The sequence below is a fragment of the Hydrogenophaga sp. UC242_50 genome (assembly GCF_042697355.1).
In the GTDB taxonomy this organism is placed as follows: Bacteria; Pseudomonadota; Gammaproteobacteria; order Burkholderiales; family Burkholderiaceae_C; genus Hydrogenophaga.
Window position 1 is genome coordinate 4833733 of the sequence record NZ_CP170553.1, and the last position, 17374, is coordinate 4851106.

Genomic DNA, 17374 nt, shown 5'->3' on the forward strand with positions numbered 1-17374 from the left:
GTCGGCCCCCCAACACGAACATCGGCGCAGCGAGACCGAAGACTCAGGCAGACAGCATGTCGATCAACCAAGACGTGCCAGGATCATCGGCGAACGACCGGCCCATCGCGATCTGATGCCGGAAGGGCTCCAAGGCGAATGGCACGGCCTGCAGGGACCAACGCGCTTCCTGCCGTGCGATGAGGTCTTTCGGCACGGTCAGGATCAAGTCGGTCGATGGAAGCAGGCGCAGTGCCGCCTCGAAATGAGCGGCGACAAGCCGAATGTTCCGCTCCTGCCCCAAGCGGCTCAGCGTCTGGTCGATGACCCCGAAGGACCCGGGCTGCACCAGCACCTGCAAGTGCTCCGCCGCCAGATACCGATCCAAGGTGAGTCGGCGTTTGAAGGCGGGATGGCCCGCGCGCGCGACGCAGACATAGGGAACCTCCCTCAGGGTCTTCACGGCGATGGCATCGTCGGCGCTGTTGAGCACACCCAATGCCAGATCCAGCGCCCCGGATCGGATCATGTCCGCCGCGTGCGTTCGCCCCACGTGCGTCAGTTGAATGCGCACGAAAGGCGCCTGCGCAAGGATGCGGCCAAGCACAGGTTCGAGGATCGCGACGGCGGCGTGGTCCGAGCAACCGATCTGATAGTGCCGCCGGGAGCGCGCGGGATCGAATGCGCTGGACATCGCAAACACCCGCTGAGCCCGCACCAGAATCGCCCGGACTTCCTGCTGCAAGGCCACGGCCTTGGGCGTGGGCACCATGGCGTGCCCGCGCCGGACAACGATCTGGTCGCCGCAGGCCTGGCGCAAACGCGTCAGCGCATGGCTCACCGCCGGTTGGGTCAATGCCAGGCGGTCCGCCGCGCGCGAGACGCTGCGTTCGCTGAGCACCGCATCGAATACCACCAACAGGTTGAGATCGAGCCGTCGAAGGTCCATGAATCCATTATGCATTCCATTCATTGATGAAGATGGAAAAGCATCATTGGACCGTATTCTCCGAAATATCTACATTGGCTGCACCTTCTGAAGAAGGTCTATTCATGGTGCGCATGAATATCAGACCAACACCCATCCTGGAGACAAGCAGCCATGAACCGCAAGACCCACCCTCCATCGCCAGCGGCGGCGAAAGGCAGGCGCAGCCTGGCCACCGTGTTCTGCACAGCCGTGCTGTGCGCACTGCTGGGTGCGCAACGCGCAGGCCGCCGATTGGCCCGATCGCCCCATTCGCATCGTGGTGCCGTTCGGCGCGGGCGGCAGCACCGATGCGCTCGCCCGCATCCTGGCAGAGAAGCTGGGTGGGCTCGTCGGACAGACCGTCGTCATTGAAAACCGCGCGGGCGCGGCCGGCGCCATCGGCGCACAGGCCGTGTCCAAGGCCGCGCCCGATGGCACCACGTTCCTGCTGGCGACAAGCAGCACCCATGCGGTGCTGCCCCACCTGCGCCCGCTGCCCTACGACGCGATCAAGGACTTCACCGCGATCGCGCGCATCGCCTCGGCGCCCAACGTGCTCATGGTCAGTCCTGCACTCAAGGTCGCCACCGTCAAGGATCTGGCGCAACTGGCGGCCTCCCGCGAAGGCGGACTGACCTACTCGTCCAGCGGGAGTGGCACCGTCACGCACCTCATCGCGGCGGACTTTGTCCAGCGCGCGGGCATCCGCGCTCGGCACATTCCCTACAAGACCGGCATTCAAGCCCTGCCCGAGCTCAACAGCGGACAGATCGACTTCACCTTCGACAGCATCGTCTGGGCCCTGCCCCAGGCGCAGGCCGGCAAGATCAAGGCCTTGGCCATCGGCAGCCCGGAACGATCGCCGTTGGCCCCCGATCTGCCGACGATGCGTGAGGCGGGATTCGCGGGTTTCGACGGCACGACGTGGTTCGCGCTCATGGGGCCGGCGGGGATCCCCCCGAAGATCGTGGCGGAGCTCAATCGCCACATCAACGCGGCGCTGCGCGACCCCGACCTGCGAGCCCAGTTTGAACGCCAGGGCGCCGAGGCTTTGGGCGGCACGCCGCAGGACCTGGAGAAGCTCGTTCGGGATGATGGCAGCCGATGGGCCAAGGTCATCACCACGGGCAACATCAAGATCGAACAGTGAAAAAGAAGGTACCGCTCAAGCCATGACCACACCAAGCACGTCCATGCCCCTCCACTTCCGCGATCTGGTCGCCAGCGAACGCCCGCTGGTGCTCCCCGGAGCCCACGATGCGATCTCCGCCCTGCTCATCCAGCAGGCGGGCTTCAAAGCCTACTTCATTGGCGGTTTCCCCCTGGTCGGCGCTCGATTCGGCCTGCCCGACATCGGCCTGGCGACGCTGGGGGAAATCGGTGCGGGCGTGCGCGACATCCTCGCGGTGTCCGACCTGCCCGTGCTGGTGGACGTCGACAACGGCTACGGCGACGTCAAGAACGTGGTTCATGCGGTGCACACCTACGAGAAGATGGGCGCCCAGGCCCTGTTCTTTGAAGACCAGGTCTCTCCCAAGCGGTGTGCGCGACATCGCCGGCAAGGAGCTCCTGCCCTGCGAGGAAATGGAGCGCCGCATCCGCGCCGCCGCGGAGCAACGCCGCGACCCCCGCACCTTCATCATTGCCCGCACCGATGCCCGCGAGGTCTACGGCATGGACGAGGCCTTGCGACGCGGCGAACGCTACGCCCAGGCGGGTGCCGACGGCCTGTTCATCGAAGCCCCCGAGTCGGTGGAAGAACTCGCGCTCATTGGCCGACGCCTGGCAGGCGTGCCCCTGATGGCAAACATGCTCGAAGGGGGGCGCACCCCGATCCTGCGCCCGCAGGAACTGGAAGATCTCGGGTTCCGCATCGTCATCTACGGCATTTCGCTCTTGATGCGCAGCGTGCGCGTCATGCAGGAAAGCCTTGCCGACATCCGCAGCGGCGAGCTGAGGCTGGTGGGCACCGGCGTTGGGTTCGAGGAGTACAAGACGATCGTCGGGTTCGATCGCTGGTCGAACATCGAATCCCGGTACGGCGGATAAAGAAGACGGCGGTCCACAAGCAGAAGGCGATCATGATTTTTGTTTTTCACTTGCTGGATCGGCCCGGCGCTGCGGCGCTTCGTGAGGCGATGCGGCCATCGCACAAGGCGTACCTGGCCCAGGTGGCCGATCGCATCGCATTTGCGGGCCCCCTGACAAGTGACGAGGGTGCCGCCATGGTGGGCAGCCTGCTGGCCATCGACTTCGAGAGTCGCGAGGAAGCGATGCGCTGGCAGCGCAACGAGCCGTTCACCCAGGCGGGCCTCTACGCAAGCGCATCGGTCCATGCGTTCGACAACCTGTGGCCGCAGCGGTGTGGCTATCCCCCTTTGGGTTGAACCCCTGAGGCGCGCTACCAATCGGCACGCGGCGTCTTGTGGACCAGCTGAAGGAAGTGCGCCGCCTGCTCGGACATGGGGCGGTCACTTCGCGTGACGCTGCCGTAGGAGGCCAGGCGGTTGCGCATCCTGTACTTCACGATCCCCAACATCCCCTTCTTCGAGAAGCCTTTCGCGACCGACTGCGGCAAGGCCGAAATCATCTGTGTGCGGGAGATGAGATGCACGGTGATCAACGTGGACGACGTTTCAAGAAGCCCGCGCGGAAGCGCGGCATGGTGTTCCCTGAACTCCTGAGCGACGACCTCCCTCATGGGTGAGCCTTCCTGCTGGAACACCCAGGGAAACTGGCTGATCTGTTCAAACGAGGGGTTGCGCACCTTCGCCAGCGGATGGCCCGGCGCGCACACCACGGCGATGTCCTCCTCCGCCAGCGGCCGAAAGATGTACGCACCGCCGCCGGGGGGAACACGGCCGATGACCGCATCGAGTTCCCCGTCGTCCAGCCGACCCATCAGCTCATCGCTGGTCCCAACCGCGATGTTGATGGACAGCAGCGGAAGATCGCGCATCAGCTTTTCGATGGCGCCGGTGAGGTAGGTGGGCGACGCGGCCATGATGCTGCCCACCGACACCCTGCCCGAACTCCCCAGCTTCAGCTCATGCAATTCGCGGTGGAGTTGTTCCAGCGTGCCGCGCATGCCGCGAAAACTCAGCAACGCGCACCGCCCGGCCGCGTTCATCTGAATCGTCCGTCCCACACGTTCAAAGAGCTGCTGCCCCAGAGACTGCTCCAGCTCATGGAGCATCTTGGTGGCCGCGGGTTGTGTCATCCCCAAGGAGGATGCCGCCGCACCCAAGGTCCGATGCTCATCGATGGCCAGCAGAAGGGCGAGTTGCCGCATCCGCAAGCGGTTCATCAGCAGTTCAATCTGCTTGTGGTCGGACATCTTCCTCATAGCCACCAGTTATCAGACAATCAATTATTTTCATTTTACGGGCATCAATGAGAAACCGATGATGCCCATCGAAAGAGACACACCCGAGTGGGTGAAGGAGACAAGGAATGGCTTTCATGAAAACTGGCCGGGCACACCGTCGATGCGTTCTCGCGATGGCGGTCACCCTGGTCGTCGGCACCGCGCTGGCGCAAGACAAGTACCCGTCCCGCGCGATCCGGATCGTGGTGGGCTCGGAGGCCGGCAGCGCGCCGGACACGCTGGCCCGAGCCGTGGCCAACGAGATGGCGCCGCTGCTGGGCCAGGCGGTCGTGGTGGAGAACAAGGCAGGCGCCGCAGGGACGATTGGCGCGGCCCTGGTGGCAGGCTCCCCGGCCGATCGCCAGCACCTTGCTCATGGGCACCGTGTCGAACGTCGCGCTGGCGCCCTCCTTCTACCCGGTCAAGTACGACCCGAACAAGAGCTTCACGCCCATCGGCATGGTGGCCTCCGTTCCTCTGGTGCTGGTGACGTCCCCGAACCTGGGCGCCGCCACCTTTGCGCAACTCAAGGAGAAAGCCCGGCAGAGCCCCGCCGGGCAGTTGACATACGCCTCTCCAGGCGTGGGTGGTCCGCAGCACCTGGCGGGCGTCCTGCTGCAACGATCGATGGGGGCCGAAATGCTGCACGTGCCCTACAAGAGCGGCGGCGCGGCCATGGTCGGGGTGTCCGCGGGCGACGTGAACATGGCGTTTGCCGGCATCCCCGCCGCGGCGGCATTGGCCCAATCCAAACGGGTTCATGCCCTGTTCGTGACATCCGAGAAGCGTTCATCGGCGCTGCCTGAGGTGCCGTCGGCGGCGGAGGCCGGCCTGCCCGACTTTGTCATCGACAACTGGCACGCGCTCTTCGCCCCGGCCAACCTGCCCTCGCCCATCCGCGCCGTGCTGGAAGCCGCGCTGCAGAAATCGCTGCAGGTGCCCGCGGTGGTGAGCCAGTTCCAGAAAGGCGGCGCGGAGGCGGCGCCAGGCACCGGGGCGCAGCTGGGTGCGATGGTGGCCTCGGAAACCCTGCGCTGGTCCAAAGTCGTCACCGACAACAAACTCAAGGCCGAGTGATGACCGAACCGAATTTGCTCATCATCATGGACGACGAGCACAACAAGAAGGTGCTCGGCTACAACGGCCACCCCCTGGTGAAGACCCCGAACCTGGATCGGCTCGCCAGAGGCGGAACGGTCTACGAGAACGCCTACTCCAGCTCGCCCATCTGCGTCCCCGCCCGTGCGGTGTTCGCAACCGGCCAATACGTCCACGACAACCGATGCTGGGACAACGCGATCGCCTACAACGGCGACATGCCGAGCTGGTCGCACCTGCTGCGCGATGCCGGCCATACCGTCACGTCCATCGGGAAGCTGCACTACACCGGTGACGACGTCGACGGCGGATTCACCGAGCAGATCATTCCGATGCACATCGAAGCCGGTGTGGGTGATCTGTACGGCTTGATCCGGTCCCCCTTGCCGACCCGCCATCAATCCGCCGATCTGGCGCGCAGCATCGGCCCTGGTGAAAGCAGCTACACGCGCTACGACCGGGACATCACCACCCGGACGATCGATTGGTTGCGCACCACGGGGCGCCGCGCCCACGACAAGCCGTGGGTCTTGTACGCGTCGTTCATGTCGCCTCACTCGCCCCTGATCGCGCCACCCGAGTACTTTGCGATGTACCCCGTCAGCGGGATTCAGGTACCCACCAAGCGCGTTCCACTGCACCCGTGGATCAAGGCCTGGAATGACTGCTACGGATTCGATTCGTACTTCGAAAGCGACGAGAGAAGGCGCGTGGCGATTGCGTCCTACCTGGGTCTTTGCTCCTTCCTCGATGCGAACGTCGGGAAGATCCTCCACGCACTGGAGGAAACGGGCCTGGCTCACAACACGCGCGTGGTCTTTCTTTCCGACCACGGGGACAACCTGGGTTCCCGCGCCCTGTGGGGAAAATCGACCATGTACGAGGAGTCCGCTGGCGTCCCCCTGATCTCATCGGGGCCGGGTGTCGCCGCGGGCCGCAGGGTCAAGACGCCCGTCTCCCATGTGGACTTCTTCCCCTCCATCCTGCAATGCGTGGGCCAGGAAGGCCTGGTTCCGGCGCACCTGCCCGGCCGCTCGATTTTCGACATCGCGGATGCGCCCTGCGACGCGCAGCGCATCGTGTTCAGCGAGTACCACGCGGCCGGCGGGGTGAGCGCGGCGTACATGCTGCGCCAGGGCCGATACAAGTACATCCACTACACGGGGTTTGATCCCGAGCTGTTCGATCTGGAGACCGATCCCGAAGAGGTGATGGACCTCGGGACATCGCCGTCCATGGCGGCGGTGCTCGCGGGGTTCAGGCAAGCGCTGGACGCCATCTGCGATCCGCAGGCCACGGACCTGGCGGCCAAGCGGGACCAGCAAGCGCTCATCGAGGCCCACGGTGGCGCGGAAAAGATCCTGCGCCAGAGGCGGCAGCAGCTACACGCCCATCCCCGGCGAGCCCGTGCAACTCATCGGCAACCAGGCCTGAGGTCCACGTTGGCCGCCACGGATCAGGCGCGCATCCACTGGAGGCCCGCCGAGGTGCCGTTGGCCACGGCACCTCGGCGGGGCCTGTACTCGCAACCGATCCAGCCGTCCCACTGCCCTGCCGCGACCATCTCGTCGATCAGATCGAACAGGTAGGCAAAGTTCACTTCGCCGATGTCGGGTTCATGGCGTTGCGGCACGCCGGCGATCTGCAGGTGGCCCACGCGCCCGGTCGGCAGGTACTGGCGCAGCTTCATCGCCAGATCGCCTTCGACGATCTGGCAGTGATACAGGTCCATCTGCACCTTGAGGTTCGACAGCCCGATCGTTTCGACGATCTGGTGCGCGTGATCCTGGCGGTTCAGGAAGAAGCGGGGAATGTCCCGTGGGTTGATGGGCTCGATGAGCACGTCGCGCCCCACCTGGGCCGCCTGTTCGGCGGCCCAGCGCAGGTTGCCCAGGTAGACCGACTGCACATCTTCGCGCCGTGCGCCCTCGGGCATCAGGCCGGCCATCGCATGCAACCGGGGACAGTCCAGCGCCGCCGCGTATTCGAGGGCCTGGTGCACACCCGCCCGGAACTCGGCCTGGCGGCCGGGCAGCGAGGCCAGGCCGCGCTCGCCCGCGTCCCAGTGGCCGGGCGGCATGTTGAAGAGAACCTGTTGAAGCCCGTTGGCCTTCAATCGGGCGGCCAGTTCCTGCACGGGGTAGGCATACGGGAAAAGGTACTCGACCGCCTGGAATCCGTCTTTCGCGGCGGCTTCGAATCGGTCCAGAAATTCGAGCTCTGGGTAGAGCATGGAGAGGTTGGCGGCAAAACGGGGCATGGGGTCGGACTCCTACCAGCGGGCGCCAAATTGGCGGCGCAGTTCTTCGATGTGTGAGGCGTCGAGCGGCGCCGCGTGGGCGCCAGCCAACTGAAACAGCCGGGCCGTTTCCTCCAGCTCTTCCAGCGCCGCCATGGCGGCCCCGGGCGTGTCGTGCCAGACATTGGGGCCCAGCCGGGACAGCATCACGGCGCGGATCGGCGTGCCGAGCGCGCCATAGCGCGCAATGACCCGAGCGACCTCATCGGCGGCCTCAGGTGCGCCCGGGCGGCGGTAGTCGATCACCGGCACATGGCCCACCTTCATCACGAAGTACGGTGTGAGCGCCGGCAGCAGTTCGGGCGACGGTCTGTGCAGCGTCAGGGCCACGCAGTGGGTGGAATGCGTGTGGATGACGCATTGCGTGCCGGCATCGAACACGGTGGCCGCCTGGTAGATGCTCGCATGCAGCGCGATGGTCTTGCTGGCGCGGTCGCCGCTGACTTGCCGCAGGTTCCCATCGAGCCGCGCCAGCCGCGCCGGATCCAGAAAGCCCAGGCAGGCGTCAGACGGCGTGATCAGGAACCCGTCGTCCAGGCGCACGCTGATGTTGCCGGCCGTGGCATGAACGTACCCGCGCTCGAACAGGCTGGCGCCGATGCGGCAGATCTCCTCCCGCGCGTTGGCTTCGTTCATGCCAGCACCTGGAAGGCCTTGGTGAAGAAATCCTCGCTGCCGAAGTTACCGGACTTCAGTGTGAGATGCAGGCCCACGCCGTCATCGCTTGTCGCATGGCACCAGGGCACCCCGGGGTCGATCTGCGGCCCGATCTGCATCTGGACAATGCCGAGCGCCTGCACGCAGGCGCCGGAGGTTTCGCCACCGGCCACGACCAGCTGCCGCACACCCAGCGAGACCAGCCGCCGCGCGATGCCGGCGATGCATTGTTCGACCAACGCGCCCGCCTCCATGCCGCCGAGCCTGCGCTGGGTGGTGCGCACCGAGTCGGGGGCCGCCGTGGAGTACAGCAGCACGGGCCCGGCGCCTTGCGCCAGCAGCGGCGCGGCCCAGTCGAGCGCGGCGCCTTCCACGTCTTCACCGGCCGCGATGCGCAGGGGGTCCAGCGCGAAGGCAGGTTGACCCGCCGCGATGAAATGCGCCACCTGCTGGTTGGTGGCCTGAGAGCAGCTGCCGGACACGATGGCCCGCAACCCTGCCGCCGCGGGCAGCGCACTGGCCTGGGCCGATGGCGCCAGCCCATGGTTGGGCGGCAGGCCGATCGCCACGCCGGACCCGGCGGTGAGCAGCGGCAGATCCGCCAGCGCAGGCCCCAGGCGAAGGAGATCGTCGTTGGACAAGGCGTCGACCACCGCGATGCCCACCCCGCCGCGCCTGAGCGCCTCGATCCTGGTGCGCACGGCTTCGGCGCCCGCCGCCACGGTGCGGTAGTCGATCAGCCCCACCGTGCGGCGGCACTGCGCCTGCAGCACCCGCACCAGGTTGGCATCGGTCATCGGCGTGAGCGGGTGGTTTTTCATGCCGCTGTCGCTCAGCAGCGCGTCACCGACAAACAGATGGCCTTTGAAAACCGTCCGTCCGTTGTCCGGGAACGCCGGTGTGGCGATGGTGAAATCGCAGCCCATGGCGTCCATGAGCGCGTCCGTCACCGGTCCGATGTTGCCCTCGGGTGTGCTGTCGAAGGTCGAGCAGTACTTGAAGTAGATCTGGCCCGCGCCTTGCGCATGGAGCCAGCGCCAGGCCGCCAGCGACTGCTCGATGGCCTCGCGCGCCGGAACCGTTCGGGACTTGAGCGCGATCACCACCGCATCCACCTCGGCGCCGAGCGGCCCGGCAGGCACGCCAATGGTCTGAACCACCCGCATGCCGGCGCGCACCAGGTTGTTCGCCAGATCGCTCGCCCCGGTGAAATCGTCTGCGATGCAGCCCAGCAAGAGCGTCATGACGGGCTGACCGGCAGTTCGATGCCGGGAAAGATCTTGATCACGGCGCTGTCGTCCTCTCTCGCGAAACCGGCGGTCGAGGCTTGCATGAACATCTGGTGCGCGGTCGAGGACAGCGGCAGGGGAAACTTGCTGGAGCGGGCCATGTCCAGCACCAGGCCGAGGTCCTTCACGAAGATGTCGACCGCCGACAACGGCGTGTAGTCGCCCGCGAGCACATGGGCCATGCGGTTCTCGAACATCCAGCTGTTGCCCGCGCTGTGCGTGATGACCTCGTACAGCGCGTCGGGATCCACGCCTTCCCGCAGCCCCAGCGCCATGGCTTCGGCCGCCGCGGCGATGTGCACCCCCGCCAGGAGCTGGTTGATGACCTTGACCTTGCTGCCCGCGCCGGCACGGTTCCCCAGGCGGTACACCTTGCCCGCCATCGCGTCGAGCACGGCATCCGCCTTGGCATAGGCTTCGGGCCGGGCCGAGGTCATCATGGTCATTTCGCCGCTGGCGGCCTTGGCCGCACCACCGGAGATGGGGGCGTCGATGTAAAGGATGCCGCTGCGCGCCAGACGCTCCTCGAAATCCTGCGAGACCTTGGGGTCCACGGTGGAGCACATGACAAAGACACTGCCGGCCTTCATGGTGGCCGCCACCCCGTCGGCCCCGAACAGGACGCTCTCGGTCTGCGCGGCGTTGACGACGACCGAGATCACCACGTCGCTGGCGGCCCCCAGTTCGGCCAGCGTCGCGCAAGCGGTGCCACCGTCGCTGGCGAACGCCAGCGCCACGTCCGAGCGCACATCAAACACCTGCAGCGCGAAGCCCGCGCGGCGAAGCGACTTCGCCATGCCAAGGCCCATCGCGCCCAGTCCCACCACGCCAACATGGCTCATTTCAGTTCTTTCAGAAGGGTTCAAGTCAGGAAATCGACGACGGCATCGCTGTTCGTCAACATCATCAGATGACCGCCCGGCGCCTGGATCACAGGCCATCCCGCGGCGCTCGCCACGGCGGCGTACCGGAGATAGGGCTGTGGGTTCCGGTCACTGGCCAGCAGATACCGCCCGGGAAAGGCGGTCACGTCGGCCTGGGGCACGGTGACGGGTTCCGAGAAGGTGCGAAACGGCTGCGGTGTGAGCTGGCGGGCCACCGCCTGCGCCATCTCCGGCGAGGGCAGTTGAAACTGCGCGACGTCGGGCAATGGCATCCACCAACCTTCGCCCTGCGTGGCGGCGGCCTTGACATAGCGCTCGGCCGCCTCGGGCGTGGTGAGTTCCAGCATGGCCTGGCCCGGCGTGGGAATCACGGCTTCCAGCCAGGCGATCTCGGCCAGGCGCGAACCCAGGCGGTGCAGCAGGGCCGGGCCGAGCAGGCCGGCATAGGAATGCAGCACCAGGGTCACGTGTTGCAGGTCAAGCGCTTCGATGAGCTGCGCCACATCGTTCACATGGGTGTCGGCGCTGATCTCGCGGCTGAGTTCGGCGCGCCGATGGGCCAGGCCGCTCAGCGTGGGCGCGAAGGTCCGGCGCCCACGCTGCTCCAGCTTGCGGGCGACTTCCTGCCAGCACCAGCCACCGTGCCATGCACCGTGCACCAACACCACGGGGCCTTCGTGCGTCGATTGCATGGGCGTCACGACCTCGCGATCAGACATCCTGAGCCTGCGCGGCCATGCCATCGGGGCTGAAACCCGCCCCCACGGCCTTGGCCTTCTCGGCCAGCGCGGCGTCCCACTTGACCCGGCCCGGCGTCTTGCCCCCCAGGATGGAGACCAGCATGCCACCGGTCACCGGGTCTTCACCGTCCAGGCTGCGGAACGCGCGGTGGACGAAGGGCGGTACGCTGATGGTGTCGCGTGGACCCAGCGTGACGGTATGCGTCTTGCCCGTGGCGCCATCGATCCAGTCGACCTCCCAGCGACCGGCCTGCACGACGAACACCTCTTCGCTGTCGTGCCAGTGCATGGCCGCGCCGCAGCCTTGGGGAGCCACGATGTAGTCCACGTGGAAGTTCTCGGCGGCGGCGATGCTGGGCTTGAAGTTCGGGTCGTCGGTGACACCGGACCCGATCACGCTGTACAGCGTGCGCTCGTGGCCCTTGACGTAGGTGTCGACGAAGGCGCGCGGGCTGGCGGGAATGCCGCCCCAGCGGGCCACGCGCCTGGCCATCTCTTCCGGAGAAAGGGCTTGGGAGGGAGCGACGTACTCGTCCCAGGAATCGATCAATGCTTGTCTGTCCATGGTGAGGTCCTTCAAGGTTTTTGGGCTGTCAACCTTTGACGGCGCCCGCAGTCAGACCGGTGATGATCTGTTTGGCGGCGACGAAGGTGAAGATGAGCGGAGGCAGTGCGATGAGCACGCCCGCGGCCATGATCTTTCCCCACTCCACGCCGGTGTCGGTGATGTAGTTGGAGATGGACGCTGGCAGCGTTCGCGTGATCCGGTTGGTCAGGATGAAGCTCAGGATGAACTCGTTCCAGGCCAGGCGGAAGGTGAAGATGGCCGCCGCCGCCAGACCGGGCTTGAGCAAGGGCAGGACGATCTTGTAGAACACCTTGAAGGGGCCGCAACCATCGATGGCCGCGGCCTCCTCCAGTTCGATGGGCAGCTGGTCGATGAACCCATACAGCAGCCAAATCGTGAACGGCAGGTTCAGCGCGACATACACAAGCACCACCCCGGACAGCGTGTCACCGATGCCCCAGGCGGACCAGATGACGAACACCGGCACCGCCAGCACGGCCGGCGGCAGCGTGCGCAGGATCAGCGTCGAATAGCTCAGCGGCTCGCGGCCCAGGAATCGGAAGCGGGCCATGGCGTAGGCGCACATCGTGCCCAGCATCAGCGTGATCAGCGTCGCCGCCAGGGACACCTTCAGGCTGTTGAGCATGTAGCGCTCGATGTGGTTGTCCTGAACCACCGAACGGTAGTTGTCCAGCGTGGGCGCGAACAGCCACGACCACTGGGTGTCGAAGATCTGCGCCTCGGTTTTCAATGACGTCATCGTCATGATGACCAGCGGCAGAAGACACGAGGTGCGCAGCAGCGTCAACATCAGGTAGTGCAGCGGGGAACCGCGCGGCACTGTTTCGGGATTGCTCATCGACGGGCCTTGGTTTTCAGCGGATTGGAGATCAACAGGATGGCGATGGACAAAGCCGAGACGATGACCAGCAGGAGAATCGACAACGCCGAGGAATAGCCCAGCTTCTGGCTGATGAAGGCCGCCTTGAAGATGTGCAGCGAGAACAGCTCGGTGCTCAGGCCAGGGCCGCCGAAGGTCATGACGTAGATCACCTCCAGGCCCCGGAATCCGTCGATCATTCGCGCCAGCAGCGTCACGATCAGGATGGGTTTGAGGATCGGCAGCTTCACCCGGACGATCTGTTGCCACCAGTTCGCGCCGTCGATGCGCGCCGCTTCCATGACGCTTTCATCCAGGCCCTGCAGCCCGGCCAGCACCATGATGAGCACGAAGGGCGTCCATTGCCAGATGTCGGTGACCACCATGGCCGTGAACGCCAGCACGGGATCGGCCAGCCAGGCCTGGGGCGAAAGCCCCATCCACGAGACAGCATGGTTGACGGGCCCGAAGTTGGCATCGAACAGGTAGCGCCAGATGAGGCCCACGCAGATCGGCGCGATCATCATGGGCAACACGAAGATCGTGCGGAAGAAGCGCATGCCGCGCACCGGCTTCTCCAGGAACAGCGCGAGCGCGACACCCAGCACGAGCTCCGCGGACACCGCGATCAGCACGAAGGCGACGGTGACGCCCATCGACGTCCACACCTGCTCGGACTTCAGCATCTCGACAAAGGCATCCAGGCCGACGAACCTGGCGGTCTCGAAGTCGGTGCCCAGCGACCAGTCGTAGAAGCTGAGCTGCACCGCGCTCAGGATCGGGTACATCAACCCCGCCAGCATGACCAGCACGGCCGGCAGGATGTAGATGTAAGGCGTCAGTCGCGCCAGGCGAGCGGATGTCATCGGGCGCCTGCCTCAGCTCTTGAGCCAGCCGCCCTGGCGCACGGCGTCCTCGGCCGCTTTCACGGCGGCATCCAGCGCCTGCTTGGCGGGCTTGCGGCCGGTGATGACGTCCGGCAGGGCCTGCCCGATGATCTGCTGGCTGATGTGGTCCCACTCGGGGATCAGCGGCCGCCAGTCCGGGTTGGCGATCTTCAGGGACTCGCGCAGCGCCGGCAGCTCCAGGGCGTACTTCTTGCCGACGTCCGCGTTGTCCAGCGTGCTCCAGCGGTTGATGTTGCCACCCGACATCGCGATCTTGAGATCCGCCTGCTTGCTGGTCATCCATTGCATGAAGAGGAAGGCCGCGTCCTTGTTGCGGGCGTTCTTCGGGATGGCCATGGCGAAGCCGCCGCTCTGAGCGGAATGCTGGGTGCCCTTGGGGTGCACGGCGTAGCCGACCTTGCCGGCGATGCGGCTCTTCGCCGGGTCCTGCACGGGCCCCATGATGGCGACCGAATCGAGGTACATCGCGGCCTGGCCCTGCAGGAAGGCGTTCTGCATTTCGCCGAAGCCGTAGCTCGGGATGCCGGCGGGACCGGTGTCCACGATTTCCTTGAGGATCTCGGCGGCGCGCACGCCTTGCGCGTTGTTGAACGCGGCCCGCCAGTTGCTGTCGAACACCTCACCGCCATGGGGCGTCAGGTGCAGCAGCCAGGCGGCGGTCACCTGATGCCCGGTCTGCCCGCGCGAGGTGAGACCACCGATGCCTTCCTTGTCCTTGATGACGCGGCAAGCCGCCAGCAGGTCGTTGTAGGTTTTCGGCACCGCGATCTTGTGCTTTTCCAGGATGTCCGTGCGGTACGCCAGCACGCCAGTCTCGGCCCCGAACGGAATGCCATAGGGCCGGGCACCGGGTCCGGGCAGGTACATCTTGGGCCCGCCCACCAGCGCGTTCGTTTCCCAGTACTTTCCGATGATGTCTTTCTGGTCCCAGCCGGGGTCGGCCAGGGCCTTGTTGGCGAAGTAGCCGTCCAGCGGCTCCAGCAGGTCCTTCTTGACGTATTCGGTCTTCCACATCACGACGTAGACCGCCACGTCGTAGTCGCCGTTGCCCCGCTTGCCCATCTCGAGGACCTGCTTGTCCTTCATGCGCAGGTACTGCATCTTGTCGCGCTCGACCTTGATCCCGGTCTCGGCCGTGAATTCGGCGAACAGCTTCTCGGCCTGGTCGTAATGGGGATGCGCCGGGTAGTTGACGACGATGGTCTGGCCCTTGTACTTGGCGTAGCGGTCCTGTGCCAGCGTGTGCACCCAGGGTCCCAGGGCCGCGCTTGCGGCGGCCCCTTGAAGCAGTTGACGTCTTTTCATGCTGGTGTCTCCGGTTGGTTGAATCAAAGGCCGAGGGATCGGCCGTGCTCGCCCGGTTCAAAGGCGTAGAGGCTTTCGAGCGAAACATGGACAGGAACCGTCTGACCGATGAGCCCCATGTGATTGCCCGGCGCGGTCAAGGTGACGGCCTCGTCCTGGAGCGAACCGCTGAGCACGCTCTCGGTGCCCAGGTACTCGCAGACATGGACCCGCAGGGAGAATCCCAGGCCCTGATCGCTGGCACCGAGCCGGATGGACTGGGGGCGGATGCCCAGCACGACCGGCTGGCCGACGAAGCCTTGCGCCGCGGCCACCATGGCCCCGGGCACCTCGCCGCCGAAACCGGCGCCCTCGAAGCGCAGTTGTCCGTCGATGCGCCTGACCGTGGCGTTCAGGAAGTTCATGGTCGGACTGCCGATGAAACCCGCCACGAAGCGGTTGAGCGGGCGGTTGAAGACCTCGTCGGGACTTCCCATCTGCTGGATGCACCCCTGGTCCATCACCACGATGCGATCGGCCAGCGTCATCGCCTCGATCTGGTCGTGCGTGACATACACCGTCGTCTTGCCGAGCCGGCGGTGCAACATCGCGATTTCGATGCGCATGTGACCACGCAGCTTGGCATCCAGGTTGGACAGCGGCTCGTCGAACAGAAAGACCTTGGGCTCGCGCACGATCGCGCGCCCCAGGCCAACCCGCTGGCGTTGGCCGCCGGAGAGCTCCTTGGGCTTGCGGCCCAGCAGGTGCTGGATGTTCAGCACCTGGGCCGCCGCGTCCACCCGCTGCGCGATAACGGACTTCGGCGTGCCGGCCAGCTCCAGCGCAAAGCTCATGTTCTGCGCGACGTCCATGTGCGGATACAGCGCGTAGTTCTGGAACACCATGGCGATGTCGCGGTCGGCGGGCGTGGCGGCGGTCACATCGCGGCCATCGATCAGGATGCGCCCCGACGTGGGCGACTCCAGGCCGGCAATCATGCGCAAGGTGGTCGACTTGCCACAGCCCGACGCCCCCACCAGCACGATGAATTCGCCGGCGGCGGCGCTCAGGTCCATTTCCTGGACCACCTGGACATCACCAAAACGTTTGGCGATTTTTTGAAGTTGCAAATAGGACATCAGTGCGCAGCGGGTCGGGTCGAGGGGCCGGCCAGCGTGAGCTCGGCCGAGTGAAAGGTGAGTTCGATCTTCAGCCCCACCGGGTCGTGCAGAAACACCTGGTGCAAGGGCATGCCGGGCACGGGCGCCTCCATCCAGTCGACGTCTTGCGCCGCCAGGTGCTCGCGGGTTTCCTTCAGCCCCGTGGCGCGCAACGAGACGTGATTGAGCTTGCCGGTGGGCAAGGCGCCGCAAGGTTCGGATTCACCCGGAGGCGCGTTGCCGGCGAGATGCACCAGGGCCTGCTGGTCCGCGTACAGCCAGTGCCCAGGGAACGGAAACGCCGGGCGATCGCCCTCACGCAGCCCGAGCACGCGGACGTAGAAATCCCGCAATTCCGGCAGCCGGTCCTCGTGCACGCGCAGGGTGAAATGGTCGATGTGCTGGATGTGCATGTCACACCTCGCGGGATATTGATATGGTCATCATATGACTTTGGACCGCCATCGACATCATGGTTATCCCTTAGTCGAGCTTAGGGGGACGCGTCGGGCGCCAGGCCGCTCATCAGCACCCGGGCCAACACGGCGCCCTCCTGGCGCCAGAACGCGGGGTCGGCTTCCTCGATGCGGCGGATGGCGTTGTTCATGTGGTCGAAGGCGGCCGCCCGGGCCGCGGCGGGGTCGCTGGCCTCGATGGCCGCCAGAATGGCCTGATGCTCTTCCTTCACCTGGCGCGCGAAATCGCCGCGCCGGGCCTCGTTGGCGCGTGTCACGCGCGTGGCCCCATGGAGGAACCGGCTGAGGTACTGCAGCGTGCTCAGAAGAAAGGGGTTGCTCGCCGCATCGGCGATGGCGCGGTGAAACGCGACGTCTTCCTGCACCCCGTCGCCGCCCGCCTCCACCGCCTTGTCCAGGGTCGCGATGGCCTGCCGGATCTGCCGGACGTCCGCCGCCGTGCGGCGCTGCGCCGCCAGGCCGGCCACCTCGGCTTCCAGCGCGCGTCGGACTTCGACCATCTGAATGACCGCTTCTTTCGACACCGCATAGCTCGCGTCGAAGCTCAGCGGCGGAATGGTGGCCTCCAGCACATACACACCACTGCCCTGGCGCGAATCCACCAGGCCCACCGACTTCATGCGCGACACCGCCTCACGCACGACGGTGCGACTGACGGAGAACTGCTCCGCCAGTTCGGGCTCGGTCGGCAGCTTGTCGCCGGGGCGCAGCCGCCCCGAACGGATTTCCGCCGTCAACGCATCGGCCACCCGCTCGGAAAGCCGGGCACTGGGTGCGATGGCGGGAAAGTGCGGCGTGACGGACATAATGGGCCT

At 65.9% G+C, this 17374-nt stretch carries 18 protein-coding genes and 2 pseudogenes; 6 read left to right on the forward strand and 14 right to left on the reverse strand.

Annotated features, from left to right (window positions below; genetic code table 11):
* Nucleotides 1-43: 43 nt before the first annotated feature.
* Entirely contained in the window at nt 44-928 is an 885-nt protein-coding gene (locus ACFJGX_RS24620; RefSeq protein ID WP_382323489.1) for a LysR family transcriptional regulator, read from the reverse strand.
* 250 nt (nt 929-1178) lie between these two features.
* Between ACFJGX_RS24620 and ACFJGX_RS24625 the strand changes: the two genes are divergently transcribed.
* The 4 genes and pseudogenes from ACFJGX_RS24625 to ACFJGX_RS24640 all read left to right on the forward strand — a co-directional run bounded on the left by ACFJGX_RS24625 (nt 1179) and on the right by ACFJGX_RS24640 (nt 3336).
* Nucleotides 1179-2099 (forward strand): Bug family tripartite tricarboxylate transporter substrate binding protein, encoded by a 921-nt coding sequence (locus ACFJGX_RS24625; RefSeq protein ID WP_382327249.1) that lies wholly within the window; start codon nt 1179-1181, stop codon nt 2097-2099.
* Nucleotides 2100-2142: 43 nt separating this feature from the next.
* A pseudogene (locus tag ACFJGX_RS24630) lies at nt 2143-2427 on the forward strand (isocitrate lyase/phosphoenolpyruvate mutase family protein); the annotation flags it as partial.
* Nucleotides 2428-2491: 64 nt separating this feature from the next.
* Nucleotides 2492-2998, forward strand: a complete 507-nt coding sequence (locus ACFJGX_RS24635) for an oxaloacetate decarboxylase (protein ID WP_382327251.1) — start codon at nt 2492-2494, stop codon at nt 2996-2998.
* Between the two features lie 32 nt (nt 2999-3030).
* A complete protein-coding gene (locus ACFJGX_RS24640; RefSeq protein WP_382325486.1) occupies nt 3031-3336 on the forward strand; it encodes a YciI family protein in 306 nt (101 codons plus the stop codon).
* A 14-nt stretch (nt 3337-3350) separates the two neighbouring features.
* On the opposite strand, the gene ACFJGX_RS24645 is transcribed toward ACFJGX_RS24640, so the two are convergent.
* Complete coding sequence (locus tag ACFJGX_RS24645) at nt 3351-4286, reverse strand: LysR family transcriptional regulator (RefSeq protein WP_382327253.1); 936 nt, start codon at nt 4284-4286, stop codon at nt 3351-3353.
* A gap of 405 nt (nt 4287-4691) precedes the next feature.
* On the opposite strand from ACFJGX_RS24645, the gene ACFJGX_RS24650 reads away from it, so the two are divergent.
* Together ACFJGX_RS24650 and ACFJGX_RS24655 are read left to right on the forward strand one after the other, a co-directional pair.
* Nucleotides 4692-5393, forward strand: a complete 702-nt coding sequence (locus ACFJGX_RS24650) for a Bug family tripartite tricarboxylate transporter substrate binding protein (RefSeq protein WP_382323485.1) — start codon at nt 4692-4694, stop codon at nt 5391-5393.
* A 26-nt stretch (nt 5394-5419) separates the two neighbouring features.
* A pseudogene (locus ACFJGX_RS24655) lies at nt 5420-6628 on the forward strand (sulfatase-like hydrolase/transferase); the annotation flags it as partial.
* Nucleotides 6629-6870: 242 nt separating this feature from the next.
* Here the strand turns inward: ACFJGX_RS24655 and otnI are convergent.
* The 12 genes from otnI to ACFJGX_RS24715 all read right to left on the reverse strand — a co-directional run bounded on the left by otnI (nt 6871) and on the right by ACFJGX_RS24715 (nt 17365).
* Entirely contained in the window at nt 6871-7674 is an 804-nt protein-coding gene (gene otnI / locus ACFJGX_RS24660) for a 2-oxo-tetronate isomerase (RefSeq protein ID WP_382327255.1), read from the reverse strand.
* 12 nt (nt 7675-7686) lie between these two features.
* Nucleotides 7687-8349, reverse strand: a complete 663-nt coding sequence (locus tag ACFJGX_RS24665; protein WP_382323484.1) for an aldolase — start codon at nt 8347-8349, stop codon at nt 7687-7689.
* Complete coding sequence (gene otnK / locus ACFJGX_RS24670; RefSeq protein WP_382323483.1) at nt 8346-9614, reverse strand: 3-oxo-tetronate kinase; 1269 nt, start codon at nt 9612-9614, stop codon at nt 8346-8348. Before otnK ends, ACFJGX_RS24665 begins: the two co-directional genes overlap by 4 nt.
* On the reverse strand, nt 9611-10501 hold the full coding sequence (ltnD, locus tag ACFJGX_RS24675) for an L-threonate dehydrogenase (RefSeq protein ID WP_382323482.1): 891 nt from the start codon (nt 10499-10501) through the stop codon (nt 9611-9613). The genes otnK and ltnD overlap by 4 nt, the downstream gene beginning before the upstream one ends.
* 20 nt (nt 10502-10521) lie before the next feature.
* The gene (locus ACFJGX_RS24680; RefSeq protein WP_382323481.1) at nt 10522-11235 is read right to left on the reverse strand and encodes an alpha/beta fold hydrolase; all 714 of its coding nucleotides are present in this window, start codon (nt 11233-11235) and stop codon (nt 10522-10524) included.
* Nucleotides 11236-11254: 19 nt separating this feature from the next.
* Nucleotides 11255-11848 carry a cupin domain-containing protein gene (locus ACFJGX_RS24685; RefSeq protein WP_382323480.1) on the reverse strand — a complete coding sequence of 198 codons (594 nt, stop codon included), beginning with the start codon at nt 11846-11848 and terminating at the stop codon, nt 11255-11257.
* 28 nt (nt 11849-11876) lie between these two features.
* Nucleotides 11877-12710, reverse strand: a complete 834-nt coding sequence (locus ACFJGX_RS24690) for a carbohydrate ABC transporter permease (protein ID WP_382323479.1) — start codon at nt 12708-12710, stop codon at nt 11877-11879.
* Nucleotides 12707-13597: a carbohydrate ABC transporter permease gene (locus tag ACFJGX_RS24695; protein ID WP_382323478.1), complete on the reverse strand. Its 891-nt coding sequence runs from the start codon at nt 13595-13597 to the stop codon at nt 12707-12709. Before ACFJGX_RS24695 ends, ACFJGX_RS24690 begins: the two co-directional genes overlap by 4 nt.
* A gap of 12 nt (nt 13598-13609) precedes the next feature.
* Nucleotides 13610-14944 (reverse strand): ABC transporter substrate-binding protein, encoded by a 1335-nt coding sequence (locus ACFJGX_RS24700; protein WP_382327257.1) that lies wholly within the window; start codon nt 14942-14944, stop codon nt 13610-13612.
* 23 nt (nt 14945-14967) lie between these two features.
* Nucleotides 14968-16062, reverse strand: coding sequence for an ABC transporter ATP-binding protein (locus ACFJGX_RS24705; protein WP_382327259.1), 1095 nt, complete (start codon nt 16060-16062; stop codon nt 14968-14970).
* On the reverse strand, nt 16062-16496 hold the full coding sequence (locus tag ACFJGX_RS24710; protein ID WP_382323475.1) for a VOC family protein: 435 nt from the start codon (nt 16494-16496) through the stop codon (nt 16062-16064). The genes ACFJGX_RS24705 and ACFJGX_RS24710 overlap by 1 nt, the downstream gene beginning before the upstream one ends.
* Nucleotides 16497-16576: 80 nt before the next feature.
* Nucleotides 16577-17365 carry a FadR/GntR family transcriptional regulator gene (locus ACFJGX_RS24715; protein ID WP_382323474.1) on the reverse strand — a complete coding sequence of 263 codons (789 nt, stop codon included), beginning with the start codon at nt 17363-17365 and terminating at the stop codon, nt 16577-16579.
* Between the last annotated feature and the right edge of the window lie 9 nt (nt 17366-17374).

Excerpts from the sequence above, each read along its gene's own strand:
- ACFJGX_RS24620 (WP_382323489.1), bottom strand. The coding sequence starts at position 928 with ATGGACCTTCGACGGCTCGATCTCAACCTGTTGGTGGTATTCGATGCG.
- ACFJGX_RS24640 (WP_382325486.1), top strand. The coding sequence starts at position 3,031 with ATGATTTTTGTTTTTCACTTGCTGGATCGGCCCGGCGCTGCGGCGCTT.
- ACFJGX_RS24645 (WP_382327253.1), bottom strand. The coding sequence starts at position 4,286 with ATGTCCGACCACAAGCAGATTGAACTGCTGATGAACCGCTTGCGGATG.
- ACFJGX_RS24650 (WP_382323485.1), top strand. The coding sequence starts at position 4,692 with ATGGGCACCGTGTCGAACGTCGCGCTGGCGCCCTCCTTCTACCCGGTC.
- otnI (WP_382327255.1), bottom strand. The coding sequence starts at position 7,674 with ATGCCCCGTTTTGCCGCCAACCTCTCCATGCTCTACCCAGAGCTCGAA.
- ACFJGX_RS24665 (WP_382323484.1), bottom strand. The coding sequence starts at position 8,349 with ATGAACGAAGCCAACGCGCGGGAGGAGATCTGCCGCATCGGCGCCAGC.
- otnK (WP_382323483.1), bottom strand. The coding sequence starts at position 9,614 with ATGACGCTCTTGCTGGGCTGCATCGCAGACGATTTCACCGGGGCGAGC.
- ltnD (WP_382323482.1), bottom strand. The coding sequence starts at position 10,501 with ATGAGCCATGTTGGCGTGGTGGGACTGGGCGCGATGGGCCTTGGCATG.
- ACFJGX_RS24680 (WP_382323481.1), bottom strand. The coding sequence starts at position 11,235 with ATGCAATCGACGCACGAAGGCCCCGTGGTGTTGGTGCACGGTGCATGG.
- ACFJGX_RS24685 (WP_382323480.1), bottom strand. The coding sequence starts at position 11,848 with ATGGACAGACAAGCATTGATCGATTCCTGGGACGAGTACGTCGCTCCC.
- ACFJGX_RS24690 (WP_382323479.1), bottom strand. The coding sequence starts at position 12,710 with ATGAGCAATCCCGAAACAGTGCCGCGCGGTTCCCCGCTGCACTACCTG.
- ACFJGX_RS24695 (WP_382323478.1), bottom strand. The coding sequence starts at position 13,597 with ATGACATCCGCTCGCCTGGCGCGACTGACGCCTTACATCTACATCCTG.
- ACFJGX_RS24700 (WP_382327257.1), bottom strand. The coding sequence starts at position 14,944 with ATGAAAAGACGTCAACTGCTTCAAGGGGCCGCCGCAAGCGCGGCCCTG.
- ACFJGX_RS24705 (WP_382327259.1), bottom strand. The coding sequence starts at position 16,062 with ATGTCCTATTTGCAACTTCAAAAAATCGCCAAACGTTTTGGTGATGTC.
- ACFJGX_RS24710 (WP_382323475.1), bottom strand. The coding sequence starts at position 16,496 with ATGCACATCCAGCACATCGACCATTTCACCCTGCGCGTGCACGAGGAC.
- ACFJGX_RS24715 (WP_382323474.1), bottom strand. The coding sequence starts at position 17,365 with ATGTCCGTCACGCCGCACTTTCCCGCCATCGCACCCAGTGCCCGGCTT.